General features: G+C 71.9%; 18 protein-coding genes. 12 read left to right on the top strand and 6 right to left on the bottom strand.

The annotated features are described in order from the left end of the window. Window positions 1–123 precede the first annotated feature (123 nt). The 4 genes from ACIQMR_RS27735 to ACIQMR_RS27720 all read right to left on the bottom strand — a co-directional run bounded on the left by ACIQMR_RS27735 (window position 124) and on the right by ACIQMR_RS27720 (window position 5023). Window positions 124–2727: a SpoIIE family protein phosphatase gene (locus tag ACIQMR_RS27735; protein WP_401392705.1), complete on the bottom strand. Its 2604-nt coding sequence runs from the start codon at window positions 2725–2727 to the stop codon at window positions 124–126. Between the two features lie 49 nt (window positions 2728–2776). After that, entirely contained in the window at window positions 2777–3451 is a 675-nt protein-coding gene (locus ACIQMR_RS27730; protein ID WP_401392702.1) for a GntR family transcriptional regulator, read from the bottom strand. Window positions 3452–3521: 70 nt separating this feature from the next. After that, window positions 3522–4466 carry a beta-ketoacyl-ACP synthase III gene (locus ACIQMR_RS27725; RefSeq protein ID WP_401392699.1) on the bottom strand — a complete coding sequence of 315 codons (945 nt, stop codon included), beginning with the start codon at window positions 4464–4466 and terminating at the stop codon, window positions 3522–3524. Window positions 4467–4666: 200 nt separating this feature from the next. After that, window positions 4667–5023, bottom strand: a complete 357-nt coding sequence (locus ACIQMR_RS27720) for a VOC family protein (protein ID WP_401392696.1) — start codon at window positions 5021–5023, stop codon at window positions 4667–4669. A gap of 164 nt (window positions 5024–5187) precedes the next feature. On the opposite strand from ACIQMR_RS27720, the gene ACIQMR_RS27715 reads away from it, so the two are divergent. The 5 genes from ACIQMR_RS27715 to fdhD are packed head-to-tail and all read left to right on the top strand — an operon-like array spanning window position 5188 to window position 11604. Next, complete coding sequence (locus ACIQMR_RS27715; protein ID WP_401392694.1) at window positions 5188–6159, top strand: 2-dehydropantoate 2-reductase; 972 nt, start codon at window positions 5188–5190, stop codon at window positions 6157–6159. Beyond that, a complete protein-coding gene (locus ACIQMR_RS27710; RefSeq protein ID WP_401392691.1) occupies window positions 6156–8087 on the top strand; it encodes a molybdopterin oxidoreductase family protein in 1932 nt (643 codons plus the stop codon). The genes ACIQMR_RS27715 and ACIQMR_RS27710 overlap by 4 nt, the downstream gene beginning before the upstream one ends. A gap of 6 nt (window positions 8088–8093) precedes the next feature. Beyond that, window positions 8094–9902: an NADH-ubiquinone oxidoreductase-F iron-sulfur binding region domain-containing protein gene (locus ACIQMR_RS27705; RefSeq protein WP_401392688.1), complete on the top strand. Its 1809-nt coding sequence runs from the start codon at window positions 8094–8096 to the stop codon at window positions 9900–9902. After that, window positions 9899–10759 carry a 2Fe-2S iron-sulfur cluster-binding protein gene (locus ACIQMR_RS27700; protein ID WP_401392685.1) on the top strand — a complete coding sequence of 287 codons (861 nt, stop codon included), beginning with the start codon at window positions 9899–9901 and terminating at the stop codon, window positions 10757–10759. Before ACIQMR_RS27705 ends, ACIQMR_RS27700 begins: the two co-directional genes overlap by 4 nt. Before the next feature lie 5 nt (window positions 10760–10764). Further along, entirely contained in the window at window positions 10765–11604 is an 840-nt protein-coding gene (gene fdhD, locus ACIQMR_RS27695; RefSeq protein ID WP_401392682.1) for a formate dehydrogenase accessory sulfurtransferase FdhD, read from the top strand. Between the two features lie 92 nt (window positions 11605–11696). On the opposite strand, the gene ACIQMR_RS27690 is transcribed toward fdhD, so the two are convergent. Both ACIQMR_RS27690 and ACIQMR_RS27685 read right to left on the bottom strand, forming a co-directional pair. Next, complete coding sequence (locus ACIQMR_RS27690) at window positions 11697–13625, bottom strand: LamG-like jellyroll fold domain-containing protein (protein ID WP_401392679.1); 1929 nt, start codon at window positions 13623–13625, stop codon at window positions 11697–11699. 204 nt (window positions 13626–13829) lie between these two features. Continuing rightward, on the bottom strand, window positions 13830–14858 hold the full coding sequence (locus ACIQMR_RS27685; RefSeq protein ID WP_401392676.1) for a bile acid:sodium symporter family protein: 1029 nt from the start codon (window positions 14856–14858) through the stop codon (window positions 13830–13832). A gap of 118 nt (window positions 14859–14976) precedes the next feature. Here ACIQMR_RS27685 and ACIQMR_RS27680 point away from each other — a divergent pair, with 118 nt between their 5' ends. The 7 genes from ACIQMR_RS27680 (at window position 14977) to ACIQMR_RS27650 (ending at window position 23004) form a co-directional block, all read left to right on the top strand. Beyond that, window positions 14977–15924, top strand: coding sequence for a LysR substrate-binding domain-containing protein (locus ACIQMR_RS27680; protein ID WP_401392673.1), 948 nt, complete (start codon window positions 14977–14979; stop codon window positions 15922–15924). A 431-nt stretch (window positions 15925–16355) separates the two neighbouring features. Further along, window positions 16356–18155 (top strand): AMP-dependent synthetase/ligase, encoded by a 1800-nt coding sequence (locus ACIQMR_RS27675; protein ID WP_401392670.1) that lies wholly within the window; start codon window positions 16356–16358, stop codon window positions 18153–18155. Window positions 18156–18765: 610 nt separating this feature from the next. After that, entirely contained in the window at window positions 18766–19602 is an 837-nt protein-coding gene (locus tag ACIQMR_RS27670; RefSeq protein WP_401392667.1) for an aldo/keto reductase, read from the top strand. Window positions 19603–19723: 121 nt separating this feature from the next. Next, window positions 19724–20194, top strand: a complete 471-nt coding sequence (locus tag ACIQMR_RS27665; protein WP_401392664.1) for an RICIN domain-containing protein — start codon at window positions 19724–19726, stop codon at window positions 20192–20194. A 78-nt stretch (window positions 20195–20272) separates the two neighbouring features. After that, the gene (locus tag ACIQMR_RS27660) at window positions 20273–21178 is read left to right on the top strand and encodes a LysR family transcriptional regulator (protein ID WP_401392661.1); all 906 of its coding nucleotides are present in this window, start codon (window positions 20273–20275) and stop codon (window positions 21176–21178) included. Window positions 21179–21277: 99 nt separating this feature from the next. After that, window positions 21278–21844 carry a cysteine dioxygenase gene (locus ACIQMR_RS27655; RefSeq protein WP_401392659.1) on the top strand — a complete coding sequence of 189 codons (567 nt, stop codon included), beginning with the start codon at window positions 21278–21280 and terminating at the stop codon, window positions 21842–21844. 44 nt (window positions 21845–21888) lie between these two features. Continuing rightward, on the top strand, window positions 21889–23004 hold the full coding sequence (locus ACIQMR_RS27650; protein ID WP_401392656.1) for a YeiH family protein: 1116 nt from the start codon (window positions 21889–21891) through the stop codon (window positions 23002–23004). Window positions 23005–23056: the final 52 nt, after the last annotated feature.

The following is a 23056-nucleotide window of genomic DNA, read 5'->3' as shown; positions in this document are numbered from 1 at the left end:
GCACCGGGCCGCAGTTCCGGAATCGGGCCCGCAGTTCCGGACGAGCGCCGTCGTACCTGCGCCCCGGCCGTCGCTCCTGCATTCGGGCCTCCGGAACAGCGCCGTCGTTCCTGAGCCGGGCCGTCAGGATCCGCCCGGGTCTGCCAGGGTCCGGTCGGCCTCTCGCCCGGTCCAGCGGGCGGTGAGCAGCAGCGCGATGTCGTCGGGCCGGTCCGTGGCGTGCCGCGCCTCGCGGATGAGGCGGTCGGCGGTGTCGGCGATGGTGATCCCGCTGACCCTGGCGAGGGTGGAGCGCAGCCGCTCGATCCCGGCGTCGATGTCGGTGCCCGCCTCCTCGATGAGCCCGTCGGTGTAGAGGGCCAGCACCGCCCCCGGCTCCAGGGTGAATTCGGAGACGGGATACCCCTCCTCCGGGTCGACGCCGAGGACGATGCCGCCGGGAAGGTCCAGCACGTCGGTCCTTCCGTCGGGCCCGCGAAGCAGCGGCTGCGGGTGTCCGGCGCGCACGGCCTGGGCCGCCCCGGTCGCCGGGTCGAACCGTACGTAGCAGCAGGTGGCGAACTGAGCCGGGTCGAGGTCGATGAGCAGCCGGTTGGTTCCGCACATGACCTCCTCCGGCTCCCGGCCTGCCAGCGCGAACGCCCGAACGGCGCTGCGCAGTTGACCCATGATGGCGGCGGCGGACACTCCGTGGCCCTGGACGTCGCCGATGACGAGGGCGAGCCCGCGGTCGGTCTCGATGACGTCGTACCAGTCGCCGCCGACGTCCATGCCCTGGGTGCCGGGGAGGTAGCGGCCGGCGGTCTCCACGTTCCTGATGACGGGCAGCCGGTGCGGGAGGAGGGCGTCCTGGAGGCCGCGGGCCAGGGCGGATTCGCTGTCGTAGCGCTGTGCGCGTTCGAGGGCCTGGGCGATGAGTCCGGCGAGGGCGGTGAGGACGGTGCGTTCCTCGGGTGCGAAGCCGCGTGGGTGGTCGAAGCCGAGGATGCAGGAGCCGACGGGGCGGCCGGAGGCGATGAGCGGCAGGAAGGCCCGGGCTCCGACGGAGGCGTCGATGGCGAGCCCGGGGTAGGCGGCGGCCAGTTTGTCCATGGACTCGAAGAAGATCGGGCGGCCGGTGGTGAGGGTTTCGACGCCGGGAATGCGCGCGTCGAGGCCCACTCCGTCGAAGGGTTCGAGGAAGCCGGCCGGGAAGCCGGTCTCCCAGGCCAGATAGAGATGACGTTCGTGCAGGACGTAGATGGCCAGTTGCCGGCCGCCGAACGCGGGCAGCAGTTCCTCGGTGACGACCGCGGAGACCTGGCGGGCGGTGACGGCCTCGGTCAGGGCGATGGCCAGGGCCACCGGCCGGTACAGGGCGCTGGCCCGGTCGGCGGGTGAGGCGAAGGTGCCGATGCCCGCACCCGGGTGGCTGACGGAACCCGGGGTGTAGTCGGGGCGTTCGGCGGCGACGACCGTGCCGGTCACGCCCTGGTGGCCGGGGAAGAGGGTGAGCGTGAACCACTCGTCCTGCCCCCGGCCGGCCTGGAACTCGACGGCGGAGTGGGAGAGCAGCGCCGCCCGGTAGTAGTCCGCGTAGGCGGGCCGGTCGAGCCAGGGCACGGCTTCCCACAGCACCCGGCCGACGAGATCGTGGCGGTTGGTGCCGATCAGTTGCTCGGCGATGCGATTGACATAGGTGATGCGGCAGGCCCGGTCGAGGGCGAAGAGGCCGTCGGGAAGACGGTCCCCGGCCTCGCCCGCGATCATTCCGGCGCCGAGGTCGATGAGTGATCCGGTGATCCGGCACGCCGCCGTGCCGCAGGGGTGGTGCGCGGGTCGGCCCGCCAGTTCCACCAGGAGCGGCGGGCCCTCGATGTGGTGCAGCCGGATGCGGCGCACGACCGGCCGTCCGTGCCGGGCCGCTTCGCGGGCCATGGCCCACAACTGGTACGCGTCTTCGGGCACGACGCTCTCGGTGAGGGCGTCGATGGTGCCGGTGAAACCCGGGGAGTCGATGCCGAGGATGGCGCAGAGTTCCTCGTCCGCGGTGAGCGAGCCGCTGCCGAGGTCCCAGTCGAATCTGCCGATCCGTACGGGGCGGACGGCGGATCCGGGGGTCTGGGCGTCGGGGGCGTGGACGACGACCGGCTCCCACTCCCACAGCACGGGGGTGCCGGTGTCCTGGAGTTCGGTGAGGTCGGCGCCGAGCCGCAGGCCCGCCTCGGTGATGCGGCGACGGTCGGCTTCGCCGACCGGCTGCCCCGGGGTGGCGGGGCGCAGCGCCACGAGTACCCCGAACCGATCGTCGCCGCAGGTGACCGGGGCGTAGAGCGAGCCGAACGGGAAGGGCAGGCCGGCCATGAGTTGCGGGAAGCGCTGCATGGCCTCCTCGCCGTCGGCGAGGTGGATGGGCTGGGACCTGCGGTGGCACTCGGCCACCGGGAAGGGCCGGTTCACATGCATGCGCCACCACGGTCGCATCAGTTCGCCGGGCAGTCCGACGAGCACGGCGAGCCGCAGCAGGTTCGAGTTCTTCGAGCGCAGGTACACCCCACCGGCGTAGCCGCCCACGGCGCCGATCGCCTTGACCGCGGCCTCGGCGAGCACCAGGCCGAGCTCGTCCAGGTTGTGGACCGCGCCGCCGCTCGTCCCGCTCTGCGGCCCGCGCTCCGTGCGCGTGCCGGGCCTGGCCGCGCCGTACCAGGTCACACAGTAAGGATGCGCCCCGGCCGCCCGGGAGCGCACCTTCAGCCGGCCCGCCGAGGCACCGCCGCGGCCGTGGGGCGGGCGGGCCTCAGGCCTCGCGCTGGTGGTACGTCCTGCGGGTGTGTTCGGTGTGGGCCCGCATGACCTCGGTGGCGCGCCGCTCGTCGCGGGCCGAGATGGCGGCGATCAGCTCCCGGTGCTCGATCCAGGACTGCTTGCCGCGCTGGCGGGCGACGGGGGTGTAGTACCAGCGGACGCGCCGGTCGACCTGGCCGGCCAGTTCGGCGAGCACGACATTGCCGGCGAGTTCCATCACCTTGGCGTGGAAGGCGGCGTTGGTCGACACCGCCAGGTCCACGTCGTCGTCGGCGACGGCCCGCTCCCCCTTGGCGCAGAGCTCTTCGAGCGCCGCGATGCCGGCCGAGCCGGAGTTGGCGGCGGCGAGCCGGGCGGCCTCGGCCTCCAGGAGGGTACGGACCGACAGCAGCTGGTCGGCCTCCTCCTCCGTGGGCTCATGGACGAACGCGCCCTGGGCGGGGCGCAGATCGACCCATCCCTCGGTGTTGAGCCGCTGCAGTGCCTCTCGTACGGGCTGCCGGGACACACCGAGGTGACCTGCGAGTTCGCTCTCCACGAGATGCTGGCCGGGCTGCAGTGCGCGGGTGGTGATGAGCTCGAGCAGCGCCTCGTAGACGCGCTCGCGCAGCGGGCCGGGCCGCTCCAGCCTGGGCACGGATCCCTGCGGCAGTCCTGCGGACAACATCGGGTCCCCCTCTGTCCTGGGAGCTACGACACCAATTGGTTATCGTCTACAGTCTACCGAGCACAGTCCCTCAGGGGCAGCGGATCACCTGTCCCGCGTAGGACAGATTCCCGCCGAAGCCGAAGAGCAGTGCGGGCGCGCCGGGAGCGATATCGCCCCGTTCGACGAGCTTGGACAGGGCCATCGGGATCGAGGCGGCCGAGGTGTTGCCGGATTCCACGACGTCGCGGGCGACGACGGCGTTCACCGCGCCGATCCGGCGGGCGACGGGCTCGATGATCCGCAGATTGGCCTGGTGCAGGACGACGGCGGCGAGGTCCTCGGGGGTGATTCCCGCCCGCTCGCAGACCTGGCGGGCGATCGGCGGGAGCTGGGTGGTGGCCCAGCGGTAGACGGCCTGGCCCTCCTGGGCGAAGCGGGGCGGGGTGCCCTCGATCCGTACGGCGTTCCCCATCTCCGGGACGGAGCCCCACAGCACGGGCCCGATGCCCGCCTCGTGGTCGTCGCACGCCTCCACGACCGCGGCACCGGCCCCGTCGCCGACGAGGACGCAGGTGGTGCGGTCGGTCCAGTCGGTGACGTCGGTCATCTTGTCGGCGCCGATGACGAGCGCACGGGTGGCGGAGCCGGCGCGTACCGCGTGGTCGGCGGTGGCGAGGGCGTGGGTGAAGCCCGCGCAGACGACGTTGAGGTCCATGACCGCGGGGGATCCCATGCCGAGGCGGGCGGCGACCCGGGCCGCGGTGTTCGGGGAGCGGTCGATGGCGGTGGAGGTGGCGACGAGCACGAGGTCGATGTCGGCGGGCGTCAGCCCGGCGGCGGCGAGGGCCTTCGCGGCGGCATGGGCGGCCAGTTCGTCCACCGGTTCCGCGGGGCCCGCGACATGGCGGGTCCTGATGCCGACCCGGCTGGTGATCCATTCGTCGCTGGTGTCGACCCTCGCCGCCAGCTCGTCGTTGGTGAGCACCTTGGCGGGCTGGTAGTGCCCGAGCGCGGCGATACGAGTGCCGGTCATGCCCGGGCACCCCCCTTGCTGTCGAGATCAGGAACAGTCAGTCTCGTCAGCGACCGGTGGGTACGAGGGCGGCCGAACCGACAGGATTCGCCCTCTCGTCTTGGAGCTTCCGGTCAGCGCGTCGGTCTGGAGGGGCCGATCAGCCCTTCGGCCTGGAGGGGCCGATCAGCACGCCGCCGCCTCCGGCCCGGAAGGTCCGATCAGCGCGCCGGGGGCTGGTGCACCCCGAACGGCGAGCCCTGGTCGTCACGGCAGAAGCGGAAGCGGCCGAAGCGCGCGACGCTCTCCTCGCCCTCGGTGTCGGGGCCCTCGACCGTACCGCCCAGTTCGACGATCCGTTCCAGGGCTTCTTCAAGGTCGTCGACCTTGAAGAAGAGGTACGGCGTGGCCTCGGTGTCGGCGCCGTGGACCCCGCCGGGGACGGAGGGTGTGGTGATCGCGAAGCCGGTTCCGGTGGGCACCTCCTCGAAGGTCCAGCCGAAGAGATTCCCGTAGAAGGTACGGGCCTTCACGGGATCGTCCACACCGAGTTCGAAGAACGAGATCTCCCCGGCCATCGCTGGCTCCTGTCGTCCGACGGGCTGTCCTCTCCACGCTGCCACACGCCTTGTCGGCGGCAAATCCATACTGTAGACAATATATCGTCGACACGGTTCGACACCGTTCAGCCTGTCCCTGTCGCCCCGTTTCTCGGTTCCCTCGACCGAACGGAGAGCCTCACGTGAAAGTCGCAGTCGTCGGTGCCGGTGCGATCGGCGCCTACGTCGGAGCCGCGCTGACGCGCGCCGGAGCCGATGTCCATCTCATCGCCCGCGGCCCGCATCTGGCGGCCATGAAGCAGCACGGCGTCCGGGTGCTCAGCCCGCGCGGCGACCACACCGCGCGCGTCCACGCCACCGACCGGCCGGCCGACATCGGCCCGGTCGACCATGTGTTCCTGGGCCTGAAGGCCAACTCGTACGCGGCGTGCGGGCCGCTGATCGAGCCGCTGCTGAAGGACAGCACCACGATCGTCGCCGCCCAGAACGGCATCCCCTGGTGGTACTTCCACCGGCACGGCGGCCCCTACGACGGACAGCGCATCGAGAGCGTCGACCCGGGCGGGACGGTCAGCGCCGTGCTCGCCCCCGAACGGGCCGTCGGCTGCGTCGTGTACGCGGCGACCGAGCTGGCGGGCCCGGGGGTCGTCCGCCATCTCGAGGGCACCCGCTTCTCGGTCGGCGAGCCGGACCGCTCCCTGTCCGCGCGCTGTCGGGAGTTCAGCGAGGCGATGCGGGCCGGCGGCCTGAAGTGCCCGGTGGAACCGGACCTGCGCGACGACATCTGGATCAAACTGCTCGGCAACATCTCCTTCAACCCGATCAGCGCCCTCACCCGGGCGACGATGCGGGAGATGTGCCGGCACCGCACCACCCGCGAGGTCATCGAACAGATGATGACCGAGACGCTGCAGGTCGCCGCGGCCCTCGGCTGCCGGCCCGCCATCTCCGTCGAGCGGCGCCTCGCGGGCGCCGAGCGGGTGGGCGACCACCGCACCTCCACGCTCCAGGACCTGGAGAAGGGCAAACCCCTGGAGCTCGACGTACTGCTCGCCGCCGTGGTGGAACTCGCGGGGATCACCGCGGTGCCGGTGCCCACCCTGCGCACGGTGGCCGCCATCTCGGACCTGCTGGCGACGAGGAGCGCAGCGTGAAGAAGCGAGAGCGAACGAAACAGAACTACACCCGGCTCACCCACCCGCTCGTCCGCGACACGAAGAACGGCCCGCTGCGCAGGGCGAGTTGGGAGGAGGCGCTGGACCGGGCGGCGGACGGCTTCCGCCGGGCCCGCCGGGAGCACGGTCCCGACTCCTTCGCCATGCTCTCCTGCGCACGCGCCACCAACGAGATGAACTACGTGGCGCAGAAGTTCACCCGCGTGGTGATGGGCACCAACAACGTCGACTCCTGCAACCGGACCTGCCACGCCCCGAGCGTCGCCGGGCTCTCCGCCGCCTTCGGCTCCGGCGGCGGCACCTCCTCCTACGCGGAGGTGGAGCACACGGATGTCATCGTGATGTGGGGTTCCAACGCCCGCTTCGCGCACCCGATCTTCTTCCAGCACGTGCTGCGCGGGATACACAACGGGGCGCGGATGTACGCCGTCGATCCGCGCCGCACCTCCACCGCCGCCTGGGCCGAGAGCTGGCTGGGCCCCGACGTCGGCACGGACATCCCTCTCGCGCACGCCGTCGGCCGCGAGATCATCCACGCGGGGCTGGTCAACCGGGCCTTCGTGGAGCGTGCCACGACCGGGTTCGAGGAGTACGCGGCACTGGTCGAGCCCTGGACCCTGACCGCGGCGCAGAAGGTCACCGGGGTCCCCGCCGCGGCGATCCGGGAACTGGCCCACGCCTACGCCCGGGCCGAACGGGCCCAGCTGTGCTGGACCCTGGGCATCACCGAGCACCACAACGGCACAGACAACGTCCGCGCGCTCATCAATCTGGCCCTGCTCACCGGGCACGTGGGCCGCTACGGCTCGGGGGTGCAGCCGCTGCGCGGGCAGAACAACGTGCAGGGCGGCGGCGACATGGGCGCGATCCCCAACCGCCTGCCCGGCTTCCAGGACATCCTCGACCCGGCCCACCGGGCGAAGTTCGAGACCGCCTGGGACACGGCGATCCAGCCGCGGTACGGGATGACGCTCACCGACATGTTCGAGGCGATGGAGGAGGGCGGCCTGCGGGCGGTCTACTGCATCGGCGAGAACCCGGCCCAGTCCGAGGCCGACAGCGAACAGGCGATCCGCCGCCTCGCCGCGCTCGACCACCTCGTCGTCCAGGACATCTTCCTGACCAGGACGGCGGAGATGGCGGACGTGGTGCTGCCGGCGACCGCAGCCTGGGCGGAGACCGACGGGACGACCACCAACAGCGAACGGCGTGTCCAGCGGGTGCGGGCGGCGGTGACTCCGCCGGGCGAGGCACGCGAGGACATCGAGATCCTGTGTGACATGGCACATCGGCTCGGTCACGACTGGAAGTTCGCCGGCGCCGAGGCCGTGTGGAACGAACTGCGTGACCTGTCCCCCGACCACTTCGGCATGACCTACGAACGGCTGGAGGAGCACCAGGGCCTGCAGTGGCCCTGCCCCGACCTCGAACGGCTGCCGTCGAGCTTTCTGCACGGCCGGCTGTGGGAGGCGGACCCGGCCGCTCGGGGCCGGCTCGCGCCGTTCGGGCTCGTCGAGCACGATCCGCCGGTGGATCTGACCGACGAGCGCTATCCGATCCGGCTGACGACGGGACGCCGGCTCGACTCGTACAACACCGGGGTGCAGAGCGGGAGTTTCGCCTCACCGCTGCGGCGCGGCGAGTACGTGGAGCTGTGCCCGGAGGACGCGGAGCGCTACGGCGTCGTCGTCGGCGAGCGGGTCCGGGTGACCTCGCGGCGCGGTTCGGTGGTGGCACCGGTGTGGGTGGACACCGGGCTGCGGCCCGGGCTCGCGTTCATGACGATGCACTTTCCCGACGAGGTCGACACCAACCAGCTGACGATCGAGGCGAACTGCCCGATCGCGGGCACGGCCGAGTTCAAGGCCTCGGCGATACGGATCGAGAAGCTGCGGGTGGGGAGCTGAGGCACCATGGATCTGCACTTCGGCGACAGCAGGCCGACCGACGAGGAACGGGCCGCGGTGGACACGCTGCTCGGGCCGCCCGCCTCGGCGTGGGACGCGGCCCCCGGCAGCGACGGCTCCGGCCGGAGCGACGAGGACCTGCGATGGGCGCGCGGCGGCCACGCGGCGCGGGAGCGGCGCGATCTGCTGCTGCCGGGGCTGCACGCGGTGAACGACCGGGTGGGCTGGATCAGCGAGGGGGCGCTGGCGTATCTGTGCCGCCGGCTCATGGTGCCCCCGGCGGAGGCCTACGGGGTGGCGACGTTCTACTCGATGTTCTCCCTGCGGCCCCGTCCCACGACGGTCGTCCACGCGTGTACGGACCTGGCGTGCGCGGCGCGCGGCGCGGACCGGGTGTGCGCGGGACTGGAGGCGGCCGGGGTGTCGTTCGAGCGGAGCCCCTGCCTGGGGTTGTGCGAGCGGGCTCCGGCGGCGCTGGTGGTGCGCGCGGGCGAGTCCCCCGTGACCGCCGTCGTCGCCCCCGCGGACGCCGGGGCCGTCGCGGAGGCGGCGCGTGCTCCCGCGGACGCGGGCCCGGAGCCGGTTGCCGCGGACGCCGTTCCGCAGGCCGGGCAGGACGGGCTGGTGCTGCTGCGCCGGGTCGGGGCCGTGGACCCGTACAGCCTGGACGACTACCGGGCGCACGGCGGGTACACGGCGCTGCGCCGGGCGTTCGCGCTCGGGCCGGCCGGGGTGATCCGTGAGGTGACCGAGTCGGGCCTGGTCGGACGGGGCGGGGCGGCGTTCCCCACCGGGCGCAAGTGGCAGGCGACCGCCTCCCAGCCCGACGGCCCGCACTATCTCGTGTGCAACGCCGACGAGTCAGAGCCCGGCACGTTCAAGGACCGGGTGGTCATGGAGGGCGACCCGTACGCCGTCGTCGAGGCGATGACCGTCGCCGGCTACGCGGTGGGCGCGCACCGGGGCTACCTGTATCTGCGCGGCGAGTATCCGCGGGCCCTGCGCCTGCTGGAGAACGCCCTCACCGAGGCCCGCGCCCGGGGCCTGCTCGGCGACGACGTCCTCGGACAGGGCTACGCCTTCGACATCGAGATCCGGCGCGGCGCGGGCGCGTACATCTGCGGTGAGGAGACCGCGCTGTTCAACTCGATCGAGGGGTACCGGGGCGAGCCGCGCTCCAAGCCCCCGTTCCCGGTGGAGAAGGGCCTGTTCGGCAAGCCCACCGCGGCCAACAACGTCGAGACGCTCGTCAATGTCCTGCCGGTCCTCGCCCGGGGAGCGGAGGCCTTCACCGCCGCCGAGACGAAGCTGTTCTGTGTCTCGGGCAACGTGTCGCGGCCCGGCGTGTACGAGCTGCCGTTCGGTGCCACCCTCGGCGAACTCCTCGAACTCGCCGGGAAGCCGGAGCGGATGCGGGCCGTGCTGCTCGGCGGCGCGGCCGGCGGTTTCGTACGGCCCGACGAGATGGACATCCCCCTCACCTTCGAGGGGACCCGCGCGGCCGGCACGACCCTCGGCTCGGGTGTCGTCCTCGTCCTGGACGACCGGGTCGAGCTTGCCCGGATCCTGCTGCGCATCGCGGAGTTCTTCCGCGACGAGTCGTGCGGGCAGTGCGTGCCCTGCCGGGTGGGCACCGTCCGGCAGGAGGAGGCGCTGCGCCGGATCGCCGACCGCAGGGGCGCGGCGGCCGTCGACGACATCGCCCTGCTCCGGGAGGTGGGCCGTGCCATGCGGGACGCCTCGATCTGCGGTCTCGGGCAGACCGCGTGGAACGCCGTGGAGTCCGCCATCGACCGTCTGGGGGCGTACGCATGACCGCCGTACCGCTGGGACTGCCGCGCCGTCTCGTCGAGTTCACCCTGGACGGCGAGACCGTCAGGACCCCGGAGGGGTCCACGATCCTCGACGCCTGCCGGGCCGCCGGCAAGGACGTCCCGACGCTGTGCCAGGGCGACACGCTCACGCCGAAGAACGCCTGCCGGGTGTGTGTCGTCGAGGTCGAGGGCGCGCGGACGCTCGCCCCGGCCTGCTCCCGCCGTGCCGAGCCCGGCATGAGCGTGCACACGGACAGCGAGCGTGCCCGGCACAGCCGCAAGATCGTCCTGGAACTGCTCGCCTCCTCGGTCGACATGTCGACGACGCCCGGCGTCGCCGGATGGATCGAGGAGTACGGGGCCGAGCCCGGCCGGTTCGGCCCGGACGCGGCCCGGGTCGAGGAGGACCCGAAGGTCGACAACGAGCTGTACGTGCGCGACTACGGCAAGTGCATCCTCTGCTACAAGTGCGTCGACGCCTGTGGCGAGCAGTGGCAGAACACCTTCGCGATCGCCGTCGCGGGCCGCGGTTTCGACGCCCGGATCTCCACCGAGCACGCGGCCCCGCTCACCGACTCCGCGTGTGTGTACTGCGGCAACTGCATCGAGGTGTGCCCGACCGGCGCGCTGTCGTTCAAGTCCGAGTTCGACATGCGTGCGGCGGGTACATGGGACGAGTCGGCGCAGACGGAGACGACGACGGTGTGCGCCTACTGCGGTGTGGGGTGCAATGTGACCCTGCACGTGCAGGACAATGAGATCGTCAAGGTCACCTCGCCGCACGACAACCCGGTGACCCACGGCAACCTCTGCATCAAGGGCCGCTTCGGCTTCGCCCACGTACAGAATCGGGACTGATCACCATGGGACGGGTCACCGAGCGCCGCCGCACCATCCGGATCAGGAACGGGGCGGTGACGGACCGGCCGGACACACTCGTGGCCGAGGAGCCGCTGGAGATCCGGCTGAACGGCAGGCCGCTGGCGATCACCATGCGCACGCCGGGCGACGACTTCGCGCTCGCGGCCGGGTTCCTCGTCAGCGAGGGCGTGATCGGCTCGGCGGCCGAGGTGCGGTCGATCGTGTACTGCGCGGGCGCCAAGGACGACGGTACGAACACGTACAACGTGGTCGATGTGCAGCTCGTGCCGGGTGTTCCGGTGCCGGACATCACCCTGGAACGCCATGTGTACACGACGTCGTCGTGCGGCCTGTGCGGCAAGGCCAGCCTCGACGCGGTACGCACCACGACCCGCTTCCCCATCGCCGACACTCCGCCGGTCCGGGTCGAGCCCGCTCTGCTGGCCGGCCTCCCCGACCGGCTCCGGGCCGCGCAGCGGGTCTTCGACCGGACCGGCGGGCTGCACGCGGCGGCGCTGTTCTCGGAGGAAGGCGAACTGCTCGACGTCCGTGAGGACGTCGGCCGGCACAACGCCGTCGACAAGCTCGTCGGCCGGGCACTGCGCGAGGACCTGCTGCCGCTGTCCCGGGCGATCCTGCTGGTATCGGGCCGTGCGTCGTTCGAACTGGCGCAGAAGGCGGTGATGGCGGGGATCCCGGTGCTCGCGGCCGTCTCCGCGCCCTCGTCCCTGGCCGTCGACCTGGCGGCCGAGACCGGGCTGACGCTGGTCGGCTTTCTGCGCGGCCCGGACATGAACGTGTACGCGGGTGAGGAACGTCTCGCCCTTCGCTCGGGGGTGTGACGGACCCGGCCGGCGGGGAGCGCCCCCTGCGCCGGCCGGGTCCTTGCCCGCGTCGACGACGCCCCGGCGCCGACGAGCGCGGACAGGTGCCTCTAGGCGTTCATGAACGCGCCGGTGGGCAGGGCGCGCCCGGTGATGCGGACGTCGCCGATCCAGCCGCGGAAGAGCTGGTCGAGCCTGCCGCCGTACTCGTAGCCGCCGAGCAGCCAGGACAGTCCGAGGGTGGTCAGTCCCTGGGTGAAGGTGGCGGGATTGCGGGCGACCGGGCAGCCGTCGACGTACATCGTGGTGCGGCGGCCGTCGTTGACGACGGCGGCGTGCCACCAGGTGCCGAGCGGGAGTTCATGGCTCCAGTGGGTGACGAGTCCCTTCTGGTCGAGGGGCGCGGCGGCCCACTGGAGGGCGTGCCCGTCGGAGAGGGAGAGGGTGACCACGGGCTCCTCGGGGTCGCCGGTCTTCCCGGCCGCGCCGAGGGTGCCCTGGCGGCTGAGCAGCGCCGACCAGGCGTTGCGGGAGCTCGTCCAGTCGTCGGGCAGCATGAAGAACGCCTCGATGGTGTAACCGGAGCGGAATGTCTGGGTGTTGAGGGGCGCGCCCGGCACGGTCCGCAGACAGGCACCGCGCAGCGGGGGCTTCGAGCCGTCGAAGAAGAGGCTGCCGTGGCCGGGCTGGTCGGGGTGGTGCCGGCCGGACCAGCGCAGGGCGTCGGCGGGGCTGCCGGGGACGGCGCTGCGGATCAGGTCGTTGCCGTGGCCGGAGAGGTCGCGGACGCGGAGGTCCTCGTCCGCGGCGGAGCCGTCCGGCCGGCCGCTGTCGAAGCGCCAGTACGCGACGGTGCCGGGGAGCAGCATGCGCTCGGCGGGGCGGGGGCGGCGCGGGGTGAGGGGTGCGAAGCCGGCGAAGCGCTTCTCGAAGTCGACGGGGACGGAGAAGGAGTTGTCGGCGTCGGTGAGTTCGAGCTCGCGCCGCTCCAGGGCGTTGAGCCGGCCGGACTTCTCCTTGGCGAGGAGCCAGGGGGAGAACGTGGAGACGTCGATGGTGTTCCGGGACAGGTCGAAGCGGTAGAGGCGGATCATCGCGCTGCCGCCGAAGTAGCGGTCCTGGTAGTTGGTGACGTGCAGATGGACGTCGTTGCCTGCGGCGTTCGTGCGTACGGTGCGGGCGGCCGGCCAGAAGTGTCCGCCCAGGGCGAGGAAGATCTGGTCGTGGCTCTCGATGAGCTCGTCCCACAGGTGCTGCCCGAAGCCGGAGAGGCGCGCCTCCTCGCCGGCGGTGTCGGCGTACACGAGTTCATGGGTCGTGAGGACGACGGGTGTGCTCGGGTGCTGGGCGATGACGTTCTTCGCCCAGGCGATCCCGGCGGCGGACGGCCGCCAGTCCAGCGCCAGCACGAGCCAGGTGCGGCCCGCGGCACGGAAGCGGTGGTAGGTGTTGTAGCCGTCGGGCGAGGCGCCGCCGAAGGTGCGCAGCCCGCGCAGCCGCTGCGGTCCGAAGGCGTCGAGGTAGGGCGTCCGTCCGCGCTGATCGTCGGTCCGGGAGTCGATGTCGTGGTTCCCGGCGAGGACGCTGTAGCCGGCGCCGCGCCGGTCCAGGATCCGGAACGCCTCGCCGAGCGGGGCGAGTTCCTCCGCCCGGCCGTTCTCGGTGAGGTCGCCCAGGTGGGACAGGAACACGATGTTCTCGTCGCGGGCGTGGTCCACGACGTGGCGCAGCGCCGCCTCGACGGGCTCCTTGTGAATGCTCGCGCCGTCGAAGAGGTACTGGGTGTCGGGCATGACGGCGAGCGTGAACCGGGGGCTGTCGGTGTCGGTCCGCCATCCGGCAACGTTGTCGGACGTCGCCGCGGAAGCGGACGCGGACCCCGCGGCGGGCGCGGCGGCCGCGGACGTGCCGGTGAGCCCGCCGGCGGCGGTCGCCGCTCCCGCGACACCGGCCGCCCGCAGCACGGCCCTCCGGCTGGTCCCGCGTGTGCCGCCCGTCGCCGGAACGTCCCGGTCCGGCCCCTGGAGCTGACTGGACATGCTTCCCCACCCCTTGTTCCCGCCCTGGTCCCTCGTGACGACCGGGACGCTATGCGCGCGTCACATGTCACACCCCGCCACATCGGCAACGCCGGGAAGAAGACTGCGTGAACGGACCCGGGGGCAGAGGGCCGGGAGGAAGAGGGCCGGGGCAGCGGGAGCCGGGGAGGAGGGCTCCGAGGAAGGGAAGCGGGCGCAGCGAACTCAGCGGGCGGAGGCGCGCGCCGGTGTCCGTTCCGGCGCGGGCGCCGTCGGCTGAGGGTCGTTCGCCCGCCGTTTGGCGATGACGGCGCACACCATCAGCTGCATCTGGTGGAAGAGCATCAACGGCAGCACGGCGAGGCTCGCCTGCGCGCCGAAGAGGACGCTCGCCATCGGCAGCCCGGCCGCCAGACTCTTCTTGGAGCCGGCGAACTGGATCACGATGCGGTCGGCGCGTACGAAGCCGAGTCGCTTGGACCCGTACCAGGTCAGGCTCAGCATCACGGCCAGGAGCACCGCCTCCACGAGGAGCAGCGCACCCAGCCGTACGGGGGTGACCTGGTGCCAGATGCCGGCGATCATGCCTTCGCTGAAGGCGGTGTAGACGACGAGCAGGATCGAGCCGCGGTCGACGTAGCCGAGGAGCCTCCTGTGCCGGCCGAGGAAGCCTCCGATCCAGCGGCGCAGCAGCTGTCCCGACAGGAACGGCACCAGCAGCTGGAGCACGATCTTCAGCAGGGAGTCCGCCGTGAAGCCGCCCGCGCCGTGCCCGAGGAGCAGCGCGGCCAGCAGGGGGGTGAGGAGGATCCCGGCGAGGCTGGAGAAGGAGCCGGCGCAGATCGCCGCGGGCACGTTGCCGCGGGCCATCGAGGTGAACGCGATCGACGACTGGATGGTGGACGGCACGAGGCACAGGAAGAGGAGTCCGCCGTAGAGCGGCGGGGTGAGGACGGTGGGGACCAGTCCCCCGGCCGCCACTCCGAGGAGCGGGAAGAGGACGAACGTGGCGGCCAGCACGGTCAGATGCAGTCGCCAGTGCCGCAGTCCGTCCATCGCCTCGCGGGTCGACAGCCGCGCGCCGTAGAGGAAGAAGAGCAGCGCGACCGCGCCGGTGGCGGCTCCGTCGGTGACCGTGGCCGCCGCTCCGGACGCGGGGAGCAGCGCCGCGAGGAGCACGGTGGCGAGCAGCGCGAGGATGTAGGCGTCGACCGGCAGCCAGGACGGCGGTCGAAGGGGGGTGCGGCGGCTCATGTGCTCCACTAGCTCTCGGTTCAGGTCGTGCCCTCTCCATCGTCCACGCCCGCCGGGCGATCGGGAATCCCGTACACCGTTCTGACTGTCATCACGTTTCGTGATGGGCGCGGCTACCATGGGTTCCGTGTACGACCCGGCCCAGCTGCGCACCTTCCTCGCCGTGGCCCAGACGCTGAGCTTCACGCAGGCGGCCCGGCGGCTCGGCGTGCGTCAGTCGACGGTGAGCCAGCATGTGCGGCGGCTCGAGGAGGCGGCGGGCCGCCAGCTCTTCTCCCGGGACACGCACAGCGTGCAGCTCACCGAGGACGGCGAGGCGATGCTCGGCTTCGCGCGGACGATCCTGGAGGCGCACGAGCGGGCGGCGGCGTTCTTCACCGGGACGCGGCTGCGCGGCAGGCTGCGCTTCGGCGCGTCCGAGGACTTCGTGCTGACCCGGCTGCCGGAGATCCTCGAGTCGTTCCGCCGCGACCATCCCGAGGTCGATCTGGAGCTGACCGTCGAGCTCTCGGGCACGCTGCACGAGCAGCTGGAGGCGGGCCGGCTCGACCTCGTCCTCGCCAAGCGCCGCACGAGCGGCACGCGCGGCACACGCGGCACGCGCGGCAGCAGCACCAGCGGCGCTCAGGGCGCGCACGGCGAACTGGTCTGGCAGGACGCGCTGATCTGGATCGGCGCCCCGCAGCTGCGGCTGGACCCGGACCGCCCGGTCCCGCTGATCGTCTTCCCTCCGCCCGGCATCACCCGGGCCCGCGCGCTGGAGGTCCTCGAGGCGCAGGGGCGTGCCTGGCGCATCGCGTGCACGAGCACGAGCCTGAGCGCACTGGTCGCGGCGGCGCGGGCGGGCCTGGGGGTGATGGCCCATACGCGGGGGCTGATCCCGCCGGGTCTGGTACCGGTTCCGGCCCGCGCCGGGCTGCCGGAACTGGGCGACGTGGACTTCGTTCTGCTCCACGGCCACCGCGCGGGCGCCCCGCACGGCACCCAGGAGGCCGCGGACGCCCTGGCCGCCGCGATCCTGGCAGGTGGCGACCGGCTGCACCGGCCGGCGGGCGGCCCGCAGTGATGTCCGCCGGTTCCCGCTGAGCCGCCCGACACGCCTCGCCCTACTCGCACCGCCCGACACGCACCGCCCTACTCGCGCCGCCCGACACGCATCGCCCTAGTCGCACCGCCCTACTCGCACTGCCCGGCGGGCGGGCCGCGGTCCCCCGTGCCGGTCTCCGCCGCCCCCTCGCTCCGGGCGCCGGGTACAACCAGGGCGTGTTGGCCGCGTACAGATTCCGTGCAGATTCCATCTGTCGCGACTTACTCTTCGGTCAGAACATGGCCTGCCATCACCGTCGTTGGCCGGATTTGAGCGGCTGACCAGCGCCGATGCGAAATGTGCCGAGTTGTTGAAGGGTCTCCCGCATGACCGCCCGGTGGGGTACCGTCACCGGCGCTGTGCGGAGCGCCACAAGGAGCAGGTCATTGCGTGAGTTCACGGTTCCCCCCTTGGCGTCGGCCCCCCTTGTCGGCGGACTGGCGGATGCCGTGTTCGACCACGCCCAGACCGACCCCGAACGGGTCGCGCTCGGCCGCAAGGACGACGGCGGCCAGTGGCACGACATGACATCCGCCGACTTCCGCGACGAGGTGCTCGCCCTCGCGAAGGGACTGCTCGCCCAGGGCGTGCGGTTCGGCGACCGGGTCGCGATCATGTGCCGCACCCGCTACGAGTGGACGCTCTTCGACTTCGCGCTGTGGGCGGTCGGCGCACAGTCCGTTCCCGTCTACCCCACGTCCTCGGCCGAGCAGGTCCTGTGGATGCTGCACGACGCCGAGGTGTCGGCCTGCATGGTCGAGCACGAGGACCACGCGATGACGATCGGCTCGGTCATCGACCGGCTGCCGCACCTCAAGCGGCTGTGGCAGCTCGACAAGGGCGCGGTCGACGAACTCTTCGAGGCGGGCGCGCACATCGAGGACGACGTGGTGCACCGGCACCGGCGGGCGGTGACCCCGGAGTCCATCGCCACGGTGATCTACACCTCGGGGACGACCGGCCGGCCCAAGGGCTGTGTGATCACCCACGCCAACTTCATGTACGAGACCGACACGCTCATCGGGCGCTGGGAGCCGGTCTTCCACTCCAAGCCGGGCGACGAGGCCGCGACGCTGCTGTTCCTGCCGCTCGCGCACGTCTTCGGACGGATGGTGGAGGTCGCCGCGATCCTGGGCCGGGTCAAGATGGGACATCAGCCCGTGCTGCAGGCCAGTGCGCTGATCTCCGACCTCGCGTCCTTCCGGCCCACGTTCATCCTGGCCGTGCCGTACATCTTCGAGAAGGTCTTCAACGCCGCCCGGCGCAAGGCGGAGGCCGCGGGCAAGACGGGACCGTTCGACAAGGCCGTCGAGGTGGCGGTGCGGTACGCGGAGGCCATGGAGCACCGGGCCTTCGGGCTCGGGCCCGGTCCGTCCGCGAGCCTGCGCCTGCAGCACCAGTTCTTCGAGAAGGTCGTCTACCAGAAGGTCCGCGAGGCCATGGGCGGCCGGGTGCGGCACGCGATGTCCGGCGGTTCGGCCATGGACCGGCGCCTCGGCCTCTTCTTCGAGGGCGCGGGCGTCACCGTCTTCGAGGGATACGGGCTGACGGAGTCGACCGCGGCGGCGACCGCGAACCCGCCGGAGCGCACCAAGTACGGCACGGTCGGCCAGCCCATCCCGGGAACGACGGTCCACATCGCCGAGGACGGCGAGGTGTGGCTGCACGGCCCACAGCTCTTCTCCGGCTATCTGAACGACCCGAAGTCGACGGACGCCGTGCTCAACGAAGGCTGGTTGTCCACCGGCGACCTGGGGGCCCTGGACGAGGACGGCTATCTGACGATCACCGGGCGGAAGAAGGAGATCCTGGTGACGTCCGGCGGCAAGAGCGTGTCGCCGATCGGCCTCGAGGAGCGGGTGCGGGCCCATCCGCTGGTGGCGCAGTGCATCGTCGTCGGCAACGACCGTCCCTACATCGCGGCGCTGGTCACCGTGGACCACGAGGCCGTCGAGCACTGGCTGGCGATGCGCAACAGGGCGCCGATGAAACCGGCCGAGCTGGTGCGTGACCCGGATCTGGAGATGGAGGTCCGCCGGGCCGTGGTGGCCGCCAACACCCTGGTGTCCAAGGCCGAGTCCATCCGTACGTTCCGCATCCTGGCGCATCCGTTCAGCGAGGAGCACGGGCTGCTGACGCCGTCGCTGAAGCTGAAGCGGAAGGCGATCGAGACGGCGTACGCCAACGAGGTGGACGCGCTCTATCACTGAGGCGCCGCGTCTCGCCTCACAGCACCGCGCCTCGCCCCACCTCACCGCACAACGCCTCACCGCACAACGCCTCACCGCACAACGACTCGCCGAGCCCGGCACGCGCGCCACGACGGGCCGACGGCAGTCCAATTGACGACGCGTCAGTCATTGACGGCTTCTGCGGCGCCCGTCCGCCGTCCCGATCGCCGACGAGCCGTCGCGCGGACTCGCCCCGCGCGTCGCCGAGGAGGTCCTCCTGCTGCCGACCGATGCCGGCCGGACACCCCCGCAGCGCCTCCGGCCGGCGCCTGAGGCGGTCGGGTGCCGCCGACGTGGCGTCGTCCGCAGAAGGCAATCGGCGTGGTCACGGACCGTGTTCGCCAGACGCCTCCCCGTTCTCCTGGCCGCTTCGCACCCTTCTCCCCGACAGCCGCCCCATCGCCCCGGAGGCCGTCCGACGGGCGTCTCCGGGCGGGGCGCCGCCCACGTGCAGGGGTCGACAGGACCGGGGGCGCCGATACCCATAGGGTCGTGGTCGTACCGGCCGGTCTCCCCTGACGGGAATCCCCCGGCCGTTGTGATCGTTGACCATGGGAGCACTTCCCGACGACGTAAGGATCGACCGCTCGTGAGCAAGGTCCCCTCCATCACCCTCAACAACGGTGTCTCCATGCCGCAGCTCGGCTACGGCGTGTGGCAGGTGCCGGACGACGAGGCGGCGAAGGCCGTCGGTACGGCCCTGGAGGCCGGTTACCGCAGCATCGACACGGCAGCCATCTACGAGAACGAGAAGGGAACCGGCCAGGCCGTCGCCGCCTCCGGCATCCCCCGCGAGGAGCTTTTCCTCACCACCAAGCTCTGGAACAGCGAGCAGGGCTACGACTCGACGCTGCGCGCCTTCGACGCCTCGCTCACCCGGCTGGGCCTCGACTACGTCGATCTGTACCTGATCCACTGGCCGCTTCCGGCCAAGGACGCGTTCGTGGACACGTACAAGGCGTTCGAGACCATCCTCGCCGACGGCCGCGCCAAGGCGATCGGCGTGTCCAACTTCCTTCCCGCACACCTGGAGCGGCTGTTGGGCGAGACCTCGGTCGCGCCGGCCGTGAACCAGATCGAGCTCCACCCCCAGCTCCAGCAGGCCGAGTCGCGGGCGTTCCACGCCAAGCACGGCATCGCCACCGAGGCATGGTCCCCGCTCGGCCAGGGCCGCGGGCTGCTGGAGGTCCCGACGATCGTCGCGATCGCGCAGAAGCACGGGAAGACCCCGGCCCAGGCCGTGCTCCGCTGGCATCTGCAGCTGGGCAACGTCGTGATCCCCAAGTCCGTGACCCCGTCCCGGATCCAGGAGAACATCGACGTCTTCGACTTCGAGCTGGACGCCGACGATCTGGCGGCGTTCGGCGCCCTGGACGAGGGCCGGCGGCTCGGACCGGACCCGGCGACGTTCTCGCTGGGCGTCTGACACACCGGCGAGGTCAAGCGGGCGCGGGCGTGGCCCACGGCGTGACGGCCTGCCGCGCTCGCCGCGGCGGCCGAGGCCTGACCTGCCGCCGGCCATGGGGCCTCACGTAGGGTGAGGCCCCATGAGCAGGCCCCGCACCCCCGCAGCGCCCTTCCGGGAAGGCCGCTACCTCGTACGCAACGCCGGCAGCGGACTGCTGCTGGAGGTGTACAACGGCGCCAAGGGCAGCGGTGCCAATGTGCAGCAGGGCCGGGAGACCGGGGCGCCGGGGCAGCAGTGGGACGTCACGCACGCAGGCGGCGGCCTCTATCACCTCACCAACGTGAACAGCGGCAAGCGGCTCGACGTCGCCAACGCCTCCACCGAGAACGGCGCCAACGTCCAGCAGTGGAAGGCGAACAACTACGGCGCTCAGGAGTGGCTGATCGAGCAGCACCTCGACGCCCCCGGGACAGTGACGCTCATCAGCCACATCAGCGGGCTGCTGCTGGAGACCGAGGGCGGCTCCGGAGACGACGGTGCGAACGTGCGGCAGTGGGAGGACACCGACTCGCCGTTCCAGTGGTGGCGGCCGGAGCCTGTCGCCGGGTGATCCGCGCCGGATCAATCGGCCTGTTCTCACGGGGATTCACCTACTTTTGCCGTCCCAATTTCTGCTTATGCTTCTGCTGTGTTCGACTCCCGGTACATCAGGACTTTTCATGAGGTGGTCAGGACCGGCTCGTACTCGGCGGCCGCACGGTCGCTGGGCTACACCCAGCCGGCTGTCAGCCAGCAGATGAAGGCGCTGGAGCGGGACCTCGGCACCCCTCTGTTCACCAGGGTCGGCCGGGGCATCCGGCTCACCGAGGCCGGGGAGGCGCTGACCCGGCACACCGGCGTGATCCTCGACAGCCTGTCCGCGGCGCAGCAGCAGATCGACGCGATAGCGAGGCTCCGCGCGGGGCGGGTGCGGGTGTGCGCGTTCCCCAGCGCCGGGGCGACCCTCATCCCGGAGGCGATGGCCATGCTCGCCGCCGAACACCCCGGGATACGCGTCGAGTTGACCGAGAGCGAGCCGCCGGAGTCGCTGCGACTCGTGGCCGAAGGCGCGTGCGACATCTCCCTGGCCTTCAGTTATCCGGGCCAGTCGGCGGAGATTCCCGGCGAGCTGTCGGAGGTACGGCTGCTGGAGGACCCGCTGACGGTACTGCTCCCCACCGGGCATCCGCTGGCCCGCCGCCGCTCGGTGCGCCTGGCCGATCTGGCCCACGAACGGTGGATCGCGGGCTGTCTGCGCTGTCGTGCCAACTTCCTGCACGCCTGCGCCGAGGAGGGGTTCACCCCCGACATCGCGTGCACCACGGACGACAACCTGGTGATGCAGAGTCTGGTGGCGGCGGGGGTGGGGATCGCGATGGTGCCGCAGCTGGTGCTGTCGTTCCTCTGCCACCAGAAGGTCACGGGCCGGATCGTGGAGCCGCACACCCGCCGCCGGGTCCACGCCTACGCTCTGCGCGACCATCTCCGTATCCCCGCAACCGCCCTGGTGCTGGACCGGCTCGTGGCGGTGGCCGAGCGCAAGACCGGCTGCTGAGGAGCCGCCGCGCGCCGCCGCATCCATAAGCGGTGGTTGAGGACCCGGCAAGCAATCCCACGTGGACGCGCCGGAGTACGCGGGCGGACGCTGCGTTTCATGACGCCTTCGAACACAGCCACGAACTCCCCTCCGCGGACGACCGCCCGTCTGCGCTCGCTGGTGACGGAGATACGCGAGACCGTGAACCGCGGACTGTCCCCCGAGTCCACGGCACACCTCGTGGCGGAGCAGCTCCTGCCGCACCTCGGCAGGCCCGACCTGCTCACCGCCGAGCAGTGCGAGGGGGACCCGCGGCACTACCGGCAGCACGTCCTGCACGCCGAGCACGACGGCAGCTTCTCCGTCGTGGCCCTGGTCTGGCTGCCCGGGCAGCACACCCCCATCCACGATCATGTCTCCTGGTGCGTCACGGGTGTTCATGAGGGCGAGGAGCACGAACGCCGCTATCGCCTGGTCCCGCACGGCTCGACGGCCCGGCTGGTGGCCACCGAGGACGTGGTGAACCCGCGCGGCGCGGTCGCCGCGTTCGCTCCGCCCGGCGACATCCACCTCGTGCGCAACGCCGGGACCGGTGTGGCGCAGTCCCTCCATGTGTACGGCGCCGACATCGCCCGCCTCGGCACCAGCGTCCGGCGCGTCTACAGCCTGCCCGCCGACCGGTGATGGCCCTCGCGGGCTCCTGGGCGCACGGCATCACAGCGCGTGCAATGTCACGCGTCACTTCGCGCACTTCACACGGCACTTCACGTAGCGCTTCCGGTCCGGCCTCACGCGGGACCTCACGCGGCGCTTCACATGGGACGCCCGAGAAGGCGAACGGCCCCCGTCCCGGCCCCGGCGCCGGTCCGGGCCTGGTGCTCGCCGCCGGCGCAGTGGGTGCGGCGTGGCTGGTGCACCTCCTCGTGCCCGCCGTGCCGATGCTCACCGCCGCCGTCGTCCTCGGTATCGCCGCCGCGCACACCCCCTGGCTGCGCGCCCATGTCCGCGGCCGCTGCCGTACGGGTCTGACGCTGGCGTCGAAACGCTTGATGCGGGCCGGGATCGTGCTGCTCGGGCTCAAGCTGAGCATGGCGGACGTGCTGGGGCTGGGCTGGGCGACGGTCGCGATGGTGCTCGCCGTGGTGGCCGCCACGTTCTGCGGCACCTGGTGGCTGGGGCGCCGCCTCGGGCTGCCGGGCGACCAGCCGCTGCTCATCGCCACCGGCTACTCCATCTGCGGAGCGTCCGCGATCGGCGCGGTCGCCACGGTCCACGACAGCGACGACGAGGACGTCGCCACCTCGGTGGCGCTGGTGACGCTGTGCGGCACGCTCGCCATCGCCGTACTGCCGCTGCTGCACGGTCCCCTGGGGCTGACCGACGCCGAGTTCGGACGGTGGGTGGGGGCGGGCGTCCATGACGTGGGCCAGGTGGTGGCCACCGCCGGGACCGCGGGGGCGGACGCCCTGGGCGAGGCCGTCCTGGTCAAGCTGATGCGGGTGGCACTGCTGGCCCCGCTGGTCGCGGGCATCGTGGTCGGCGTGCGCCGCCGCGGCCGCGGCGCCCCCTCGGCCGGCCGGCCTCCCCTGGTCCCGCTGTTCGTCGTGGGATTCCTCGCCCTGGTGGCCCTGCGCACCACGGGCCTGCTCCCCGCCCCCGCCCTCGCGGCGGCCGGCACGGCTCAGGAACTCCTGCTCGCCGCCGCGCTGTTCGGCCTGGGCAGCGCGGTCCATCTGCCGTCCCTGACCCGCACCGGCCCGCGGGTCGCCGTGGCCGGGCTCACGGCCTGGGTGCTCATCGCCACGGTGTCGTACGCGGGCGTCCTGCTGACGGCGAGGCTCTAGGTGTACTGCCCAGGCACGTCGGTCAACCCGTCCAGGCCGTGTCCGAGACGGC

This window comes from Streptomyces sp. NPDC091376 (genome assembly GCF_044757085.1).
Classification (GTDB): Bacteria; Actinomycetota; Actinomycetes; order Streptomycetales; family Streptomycetaceae; genus Streptomyces; species Streptomyces pratisoli.
This window is presented reverse-complemented; position numbering and strand designations above follow the sequence as displayed.